This is a genomic window from Deinococcus aerius (genome assembly GCF_002897375.1).
GTDB classification, from domain to species: Bacteria; Deinococcota; Deinococci; order Deinococcales; family Deinococcaceae; genus Deinococcus; species Deinococcus aerius.
In genome coordinates this window covers 1-5,000 of record NZ_BFAG01000006.1, presented here as the reverse complement: position 1 = coordinate 5,000, position 5,000 = coordinate 1, and the positions used below count along the sequence as shown (strand labels likewise).

Below are 5,000 nucleotides of genomic sequence, written 5' to 3'. Positions count from 1 at the left end.
CGATGGGCCTGGTGATGGAGGAGGGGCGTTACCGCATCCTCACCGACATCCTGGGGCTGGAGGACGCGCTGGGCGACATGGACTTCAAGGTCTGCGGGACGGCGGAGGGCGTCACGGCCCTCCAGATGGACATCAAGGTGGGGGGCATCACCCCCGCCGTCATGCGCGAGGCGCTGGCCCAGGCCCGCGAGGCGCGGCTGCACATCCTGGGCAAGATGGCCGAGGTGCTGCCCGTGCCCAGGCCCGAACTCTCCCCCACCGCCCCGCGCATCCTGACGCTGAAGATCAACCCCGAACTCATCGGCAAGGTGATCGGCCCCGGCGGCAAGCAGATCCGCGAGCTGGAGGCGATGGGCGCGCAGATCACGGTCGAGGAGGACGGCACCGTCCGCGTCTTCAGCGCCGACAGCGCCGCCGCCGAGGCCGTCCGCGCCCGCATCGAGGGCCTGACGAAAACCGCCCGCGTGGGCGAGGAGTACGACGGCACGGTCGTCAAGACGACCCCCTTCGGCGCCTTCGTCAACCTCTTCCCCGGCCAGGACGGGATGCTGCACATCTCCCAGATGAGCGAGGGGCGGGTGAACGCCGTCGAGGACGTGCTCAACGTCGGCGACCGGCTGCGCGTGAAGATCGCCAACATCGACGACCGCGGCAAGATCGACCTGATCCGCCCCGAACTGGAGGGCAAGATCGCCCCCCGCGAGCCCCGCCCCGCCCGTGCGGGAGGTGGCGACCGGGGCCCGCGCCCGCCGCGCCGGGACTGAGGACCAGGACAGAGGGGCCGCTCCGGGAGTGGGGCGGCCCCTCCCCTATTCCCGCGCCGTGAACACCGCCAGGGCCGCCGCCGCGAGCGCCCCGACGGCACCAACCGTCAGCGGCCCGTCCTGATGGGCCAGAAACGCCTCGATCACGAGGGCGAGGCCGACCACACTCGCGCCCAGTGTGCCGAGGAGGGCAACCCGGACCGGCACGGGTGAGGCCTGCCGCGCCGCCATCCGCGCCCCCCACCCGTACCCTGCCAGGATCAGCAGCAGTGCCCCCAGCCACCCCGTCATGCCCGCAGGATACCGGGTGGGCGCTAGAATCCCCGGCATGAGGCCCGCCTACCTGACTGCCGCCCGCAACTTGCAACTCGGGCGCGAGTGGGCGGTGGAGGGGGACCAGGAGCGGGCGCTCGACGCCTACGAGGAGGCGCTGAGCATTCTGCGCGCCCTCCCGCCCGAGCGCACGCGCGACGTGCTGCTGGCGCACACCCACCTGGCCTTTTACCAGACGCTCGCCCTGGTGGGGGGGGGCGCCGGGCAGGAACACCTGCATCTGGGTGTCAGCTACGCGCGCTCGACCCGCGATCCCCTCGCCCGCGCCATCGCCGAGGAGTGCCTGAGCGGGCTGGACGCGGTGCTGTAGGACAACAAGACAGGGACGCCGCCTGGGCCATTCCAAGCGGCGTCCCTGTTTGACCTTGGCTTACTGGCCCGGAAGCTGGAGCTGCGCGGTCGTGCGGCCCTGCTGCTTGCTGTACGCGCACTGCGCGCCCAGTTGGCCCAGAACCGCCGTCTGCCCCTGGATGCTGATGTTGGCCGGAGCCGTCAGTGTCCAGCCGCCCCCCGGGACGGTCTGCACATTCCGCACGAGTTCGGCGGGCTCGGAGGCGATCTCGGCGTGCAGGTTCTGGCCCGGTTGCAGTTGCCCGGCCTGCTGGAGGACGCCCCTCAGAGCCGTGAGCTGTTCGGCCTCGCGGACGCCGTCCCGGCACTCCTCCAGAAACTTGAATTTGCTGATGCCGTTAGCCCGGGCGTCGCTGTAGTAGGGGTTGGAGCGGATGGACAGGGCGGTCACGAAGCCCAGCAGCAGCACGCTGAGCAAAATAGCGACCCACAGCAGCGTGCGGCCCACGTTGCCGTGACGTTTGGGAGAGGTCAGCTCGCTCATGTCGCCCGTCAGCATAGCGTGGACGGTGGGGCCGGGGTGTCCTTACCACTCGGTTCGGGTGCCCGTCACCCCGTCCAGCCCGACCCGCCCCAGCGCGTCCCGCACCGTTTCGCCCGTCACCGGGTGCCGCAACGCAGGATCAAGGTCGGCGAGGGGGGCCAGCACGAAGGCCCGCTCCCAGGCGCGGGGATGCGGGAGGGTCAGCCCGGGCTCATCCTGTACCCGGCTCCCGTACAGGATCAGGTCGAGGTCGAGCGGGCGGGCCTCCCAGCGTTCGCGCCGCACCCGTCCGGCCCGCGCCTCGATGTCGTGGAGGGCGGCGAGGAGTTCGGAAGGAACCAGGGCTGTCTCCAGCCGCACCGCCGCGTTGAGGTAGTCGGGCTGCCCGGGGGGACCGCCGACGGGCGCGGTGCGGTACAGGCGGCTCGTCCCCGCCACCTGGCCCAGCGCGGCGAGGTCCTGCCGGGCTCGGCGCAGGGTGGTGAGCGGCTCGCCCAGGTTCGCCCCCAGGGCGATGTAGGCCGCCTCGCTCACTCGCCCCGCCGCAGGGTCAGTTCCGCGTACACGTCCCGGAAGACCCCCGGCAGCGGCGCGAAGGGCTTGTGGACCCGCACGGTGACGGCCTCCAGCCGGGGGTGGTCACGCAGCAAGCGCCGGGCGATGCGGTCGGCCAGGACCTCGATCAGCCGGTGGCGCTCGCCCGTCACCTCCTCCTGGATGGCGGTGTAGGCGGCGGCGTAGTTCACGGCGGCGCCGAGTTCGTCAGGGACCCCGGCAAAGGGCCAGTGCAGCTCCGCGTCGATCACGAAGCGGGCGCCCAGCGCCGCCTCCGTCTCGTACACGCCGTGCCGCGCGTGAAACTCCAGCCCCTCCAGAACGACCCGGCTCATGCCCGGGATTCTAGCGACCGGGGGTGAAGGTGGGGTCCTCCAGCGCCGCCTGGACCCGCAGGGCCTGGACATGGACCCCCGCCGCGTGGACGCGCACCATTGCCGCCCCCTGCCGCGCCGCGTGCAGGTGCAGGGCCAGGCTGCCGGGGTCGCGGTCAGCGGCGTTCGGCACCCCCGCCAGCAGATCGATCATCTTTTTGCGGCTCGCGCCCACCAGCACGGGATGCGGCCCGCAGGTCAGCTCCGGCAGGGCCCGCAGCAGGGCGAGGTTGTGCGCGGCCGTCTTCCCGAACCCCAGCCCGGGGTCGAGCAGCACCGACGGCACGCCCGCCGCGAGGACGGCTGCCGCGCGCTCCCGCAGAAAGGCGTGGACCTCGGCGACCACGTCGCGGTACTGGGGCGAGCGCTGCATGGTGCGCGGCTCGCCCCGCATGTGCATCACGCAGGCGGGGGCGCCCGCCCCGGCGCAGACCTCCACCATCCCGGGGTCCCGCAGCCCCGTCACGTCGTTGACCAGGTGGGCGCCCGCCGCGAGCGCCTCACGGGCCACCTCCGGCTTCATGGTGTCCACGCTGAGCAGCGCGCCCTCGCCCGCCAACGCGCGCAGCACGGGCCGCACCCGGTCGAGTTCCTGTTCGGCGGGCACCGGCTCCGCGCCGGGCCGGGTACTCTCGCCGCCCACATCGATGACCCGGGCGCCCGCGTCGCGCATGGCGCGCGCCCGGGTGACGGCCGCCTCCAGCGAAGCGTACCTGCCCCCATCGCTGAAGCTGTCCGGCGTGACGTTGAGAACGCCCATCACGGCGCAGCCCCTCCAGGTGACCCGCCATCCGTCCGCCGCGCGCTCTCCCCCCGGCACCGGGAAGCCGAAGGTCAGGGCGTGGGCCCGCCCCGTCCAGCCCTCAACCGGCGGACTCATCGCTCTCGCCGCCCTTGGCGGGCCGGGGCGTCAGGGTGAAGCTCACCATCACCCGCTGCCGCTCGGGAAAGGCGTCCACGTAGGCGGGCATCCGCCGACCGGAACGGAAGGGCACGTAGCTCTCCTGGGCGATGGGCAGGTGCGTTTCCAGCGCGGCGGCAACCGGATGTTCCGCCGGGATCAGGGTGCCGGGCCGCAGGCTGTACTTCACGCCGGGGGCGCCGCCACTGGCCCGCACGGTCAGCGCCTTGCCGGTAGGCCGCTCCTCGTCGCCGGGCTCCGCCTCCAGCCGGGCCACGGCGCAGACCGCATAGAGCACGGGCGCGGCGGTCCGCTCCGCGAGGGCATACAGGGCGCTGCTCGCACTCACGTCCGCCCGCCGGGCGAGTTCCGCCAGCGCCCGCCCGCTGGGTCCGAAGCGGGCGAGCAGCTCGTCGATCAGCGCGTCCGGCATCAGGATCGCGGCCGCCCCCACGTTGCACAGCGTCTCGATGACCTGTTCCAGCCGCTCGCCCTCGTAGGCGTCGTGCAGGTCGCTGAGCAGGTCGTCGTCGCCCAGCAGCAGGGCGTGGCTGATCTCGTGGGCGAGGGTAAAGCGCTGACGCTCGGGCCGCACCCGGCTGTTGATCAGCACCACCCGGTGTTCGGGGTCGTACGCCCCGTCACGGTCCCCCATCGGCATGAAAGTCAGGGTGGCGTCCAGCCCACTCATCAGGCTGTGGGTATCCAAACCGGGAAGACCCCGGGCATAGGCCGAGGCCAACTCCCGCATCCGTGCCTTGGCCGGAGCGAGGGTCCCCGTTTCCGGCGAGGCATCCGGGGAGGTCTGCTCGGGTGGAGTGCGGCCCTGCGTCACCCGTGCAGCTTACCGCGCCCCGCCCACGCTATTCCCACAAAGCTGGGGTACCACCCAGGTCAGGGCGGCGCCTACCCTGCAGAGAACTCAGCCCCGCGCTTTAAGGGCATCCACGAGGGCCACGTACTCGCGCTGCGCGTCCTCCTGGTCTTGCCCCCGCCGCGCCGCCCAGGCGTCGTACTTGGCCCCGCCCACGAAGTCGAACCCACCCGGGCGCGCTCCCGTCACGTCACCGACTGTACCCTGCTTGTACAGCGCGTACAGCTTGAGGAGGATGTCGTTGCCGGGCTTTCTGGAAAGGCCCTGCACGTCCTGCTGCGCCCGCTCGAAGGCCCGCTGCACCGCTTCTGTTTCTGGCATGGCCGGAATTGTACTGGGTCTAACCCATGGCCGAGCAGCTTCC

Annotated in this window: 9 protein-coding genes (1 of these 9 running past the window's edge); 2 read left to right on the top strand and 7 right to left on the bottom strand. The window is 72.2% G+C overall.

Annotated elements, in window-relative coordinates:
• Window positions 1-764, top strand: partial view of a polyribonucleotide nucleotidyltransferase gene (pnp, locus tag DAERI_RS09430; RefSeq protein ID WP_103129178.1) — the 3' portion only. It extends 1,405 nt beyond the left edge of the window; 764 of the gene's 2,169 nt are visible here — the last part of the coding sequence; its start codon lies off the left edge, out of view; its stop codon occupies window positions 762-764.
• 45 nt (window positions 765-809) lie between these two features.
• Here the strand turns inward: pnp and DAERI_RS09425 are convergent, their stop codons facing one another.
• Complete coding sequence (locus DAERI_RS09425; protein ID WP_103129177.1) at window positions 810-1,055, bottom strand: hypothetical protein; 246 nt, start codon at window positions 1,053-1,055, stop codon at window positions 810-812.
• Between the two features lie 37 nt (window positions 1,056-1,092).
• Here DAERI_RS09425 and DAERI_RS09420 point away from each other — a divergent pair, with 37 nt between their 5' ends.
• A complete protein-coding gene (locus DAERI_RS09420) occupies window positions 1,093-1,407 on the top strand; it encodes a hypothetical protein (protein ID WP_019588007.1) in 315 nt (104 codons plus the stop codon).
• 60 nt (window positions 1,408-1,467) lie between these two features.
• Here DAERI_RS09420 and DAERI_RS09415 read toward each other — a convergent pair whose 3' ends face one another.
• The 6 genes from DAERI_RS09415 to DAERI_RS09390 all read right to left on the bottom strand — a co-directional run bounded on the left by DAERI_RS09415 (window position 1,468) and on the right by DAERI_RS09390 (window position 4,957).
• Window positions 1,468-1,932, bottom strand: coding sequence for a hypothetical protein (locus DAERI_RS09415; protein WP_235610325.1), 465 nt, complete (start codon window positions 1,930-1,932; stop codon window positions 1,468-1,470).
• A gap of 42 nt (window positions 1,933-1,974) precedes the next feature.
• Complete coding sequence (folK, locus tag DAERI_RS09410) at window positions 1,975-2,466, bottom strand: 2-amino-4-hydroxy-6-hydroxymethyldihydropteridine diphosphokinase (RefSeq protein WP_103129175.1); 492 nt, start codon at window positions 2,464-2,466, stop codon at window positions 1,975-1,977.
• Window positions 2,463-2,822 carry a dihydroneopterin aldolase gene (folB, locus tag DAERI_RS09405; protein ID WP_103129174.1) on the bottom strand — a complete coding sequence of 120 codons (360 nt, stop codon included), beginning with the start codon at window positions 2,820-2,822 and terminating at the stop codon, window positions 2,463-2,465. The genes folK and folB overlap by 4 nt, the downstream gene beginning before the upstream one ends.
• Before the next feature lie 10 nt (window positions 2,823-2,832).
• A complete protein-coding gene (folP, locus tag DAERI_RS09400) occupies window positions 2,833-3,741 on the bottom strand; it encodes a dihydropteroate synthase (RefSeq protein WP_103129173.1) in 909 nt (302 codons plus the stop codon).
• Window positions 3,725-4,513, bottom strand: coding sequence for an ImmA/IrrE family metallo-endopeptidase (locus tag DAERI_RS09395; RefSeq protein WP_103129172.1), 789 nt, complete (start codon window positions 4,511-4,513; stop codon window positions 3,725-3,727). The genes folP and DAERI_RS09395 overlap by 17 nt, the downstream gene beginning before the upstream one ends.
• Before the next feature lie 171 nt (window positions 4,514-4,684).
• A complete protein-coding gene (locus DAERI_RS09390; RefSeq protein WP_103129171.1) occupies window positions 4,685-4,957 on the bottom strand; it encodes an acyl-CoA-binding protein in 273 nt (90 codons plus the stop codon).
• Window positions 4,958-5,000 lie beyond the last annotated feature (43 nt).

Coding starts and splice junctions, on each gene's coding strand:
- DAERI_RS09425 (WP_103129177.1), bottom strand. CDS start 1,055: ATGACGGGGTGGCTGGGGGCACTGCTGCTGATCCTGGCAGGGTACGGG.
- DAERI_RS09420 (WP_019588007.1), top strand. CDS start 1,093: ATGAGGCCCGCCTACCTGACTGCCGCCCGCAACTTGCAACTCGGGCGC.
- DAERI_RS09415 (WP_235610325.1), bottom strand. CDS start 1,932: ATGAGCGAGCTGACCTCTCCCAAACGTCACGGCAACGTGGGCCGCACG.
- folB (WP_103129174.1), bottom strand. CDS start 2,822: ATGAGCCGGGTCGTTCTGGAGGGGCTGGAGTTTCACGCGCGGCACGGC.
- folP (WP_103129173.1), bottom strand. CDS start 3,741: ATGAGTCCGCCGGTTGAGGGCTGGACGGGGCGGGCCCACGCCCTGACC.
- DAERI_RS09395 (WP_103129172.1), bottom strand. CDS start 4,513: ATGCGGGAGTTGGCCTCGGCCTATGCCCGGGGTCTTCCCGGTTTGGAT.
- DAERI_RS09390 (WP_103129171.1), bottom strand. CDS start 4,957: ATGCCAGAAACAGAAGCGGTGCAGCGGGCCTTCGAGCGGGCGCAGCAG.